This is a genomic window from Rhizobacter sp. P3_B12, assembly GCF_056402895.1.
Map to the genome: position 1 here is coordinate 1 of NZ_JBFUGN010001016.1, position 2,161 is coordinate 2,161.

The following is a 2,161-nucleotide window of genomic DNA, read 5'->3' on the forward strand; positions in this document are numbered from 1 at the left end:
ACCCCGTGAGCATCGGTCTCGCGGCCAACCCCGTGAGCATCGGTCTCGCGGCCAAGGACATCCCGGCCGGCAGCTGGGTGCACGACCGGCTGCTGCAGATGCCCGCGGCGCGCGAGCTGTCCGGCCTGCCGATGGCCACGCGCGCGGCGCCGCCGTTGCCGGCGCTCGCGGGCCACACCGTCGAGGGCTTCCGCAACGCCGACGGCTCGGTGGGCACGCGCAACATCCTCGCGATCACGACGACGGTGCAATGCGTGGCCGGCGTCGTCGATTTCGCGGTGCAGCGCATCAAGGCCGAACTGCTGCCGCGCTACCCGAACGTCGACGACGTGGTCGGGCTGGAGCACACCTACGGCTGCGGCGTCGCGATCGACGCGCCCGACGCCATCATTCCGATCCGCACGCTGCGCAACATCAGCCTGAACCCGAACTTCGGCGGCGAGGTGATGGTGGTGAGCCTGGGCTGCGAGAAGCTGCAGCCCGAGCGGCTGCTGCCGCCGGGCACGATCGCGATCCGCGACGAACGGGGTGGGGACTCGACGACACCCGAGGCGCTCGATGTCGTGTGCCTGCAGGCGGAGGCACACGTCGGCTTCATGTCGATGATCGATTCGATCATGACAACGGCGCGCACGCACCTCGAGCGGCTGAACCGCCGCCGCCGCGAGACCTGCCCGGCCAGCGACCTGGTGGTGGGCGTGCAGTGCGGCGGCAGCGATGCGTTCAGCGGCGTCACCGCGAACCCGGCGGTCGGCTTCGCGACCGACCTGCTGGTGCGCGCCGGTGCCAGCGTGATGTTCTCGGAGACCACCGAGGTGCGCGACGGCATCGCGCAGCTCACCGCGCGCGCCGCGACGACCGAGATCGCCGAGGCGATGGTGCGCGAGATGGCCTGGTACGACGCCTACCTGCAGAAAGGCCGCGTCGACCGCAGCGCGAACACCACGCCGGGCAACAAGAAGGGTGGGCTGTCGAACATCGTCGAGAAGGCGATGGGCTCGATCGTCAAGAGCGGCAGTGCGCCGATCACCGGCGTGCTGTCACCGGGCGAGAAGCTCGCGACCAAGGGCCTCACCTACGTGGCCACGCCGGCCAGCGATTTCATCTGCGGCACGCTGCAGCTGGCGGCCGGCATGAACCTGCACATCTTCACGACGGGCCGAGGCACGCCGTACGGGCTGGCCGAGTGCCCGGTGATCAAGGTGGCGACGCGCAGCGACCTGGCGCGGCGCTGGCATGACCTGATGGATGTGAACGCCGGCCGCATCGCCGACGGCGACGCGACGATCGAAGACGTGGGCTGGGAACTGTTCCACCTGATGCTCGAGGTGGCGAGCGGCCGCACGAAGACCTGGGCGGAACGCTGGAAGCTTCACAACGCGCTGGTTCTGTTCAACCCGGCTCCGGTGACCTGAACGACGCGGCGGTTGCGCAGCAACCGCTTCAGCCTCGACAGCAGCGCGGCGCCGGCTACCGCGCAGAGCAGCGCAATGACGGCGAAGAAGACGGCGTTGCGAATGATGTCCACGCAGCGGAGCGTGCCGGCGGGTTCTTCGGTACGCGTCATGAAGAGGCCGACGTGCATCACCGAGAGGACGCCGACGGCGATGCAGAACAGCAGCCGGGAAACGACGCGCCACAGCGTCGGCGGTGGGTACATCACTTCACGCGGCGGAAGCGGGAGCGGCTCCAGCGGCGGGAGCAGTTCAGCCAGTTCCAGTGTCGTCAGCCCGGAGGGTCCGCGGCGCTCCGGGTCGGGTCGTTCGTTCGGTGACATCGATCAGCTCCCTGGTGGTGGTGGAGAGGGTCGAGTGTCTGGACGAATGATGCAGAAAATATGCAGAAACCTGATTCTGAGGAAAAACCCCGAGCCCGCTCGGGTCGGTCTCCGGCGCGCTCGTGCCGAAGGGCTCCGCCAGCCAGCGCCAGCGCACCCGGTTCTGGCGGTCCACCACCACGCGCGGCGTGTTCAGGTGATCGGTGTGGATGAAGTACACCAGCGGCTCGCCTGATGGGTTCGCCGGGTCGGGCGTGAACATCGCCATCGGCGTGTCGCGCAGCCACACGTATTCCCGCAGCGCGGCCCCGTTCTGGTCGTACTCGCCCAGCAGATGGCCCGCCTGGTCGTACACGAAGACCACCGTGCTTTGCGGCCCGGTGC

Annotated in this window: 2 protein-coding genes and 1 pseudogene; 1 reads left to right on the plus strand and 2 read right to left on the minus strand. The window is 68.9% G+C overall.

Annotated elements, in window-relative coordinates; all coding sequences use genetic code 11:
- Positions 1-1,415 (plus strand): galactarate dehydratase (gene garD, locus AC1D01_RS31415; RefSeq protein ID WP_477873437.1); only part of this gene is annotated, 1,415 nt, incomplete at its 5' end.
- Here garD and AC1D01_RS31420 read toward each other — a convergent pair.
- Both AC1D01_RS31420 and AC1D01_RS31425 read right to left on the minus strand, forming a co-directional pair.
- Positions 1,373-1,777: a hypothetical protein gene (locus AC1D01_RS31420; RefSeq protein ID WP_477873438.1), complete on the minus strand. Its 405-nt coding sequence runs from the start codon at positions 1,775-1,777 to the stop codon at positions 1,373-1,375. The genes garD and AC1D01_RS31420 overlap by 43 nt on opposite strands.
- A pseudogene (locus AC1D01_RS31425) lies at positions 1,707-2,161 on the minus strand (hypothetical protein); the annotation flags it as partial. The pseudogene AC1D01_RS31425 and the gene AC1D01_RS31420, both read right to left, overlap by 71 nt.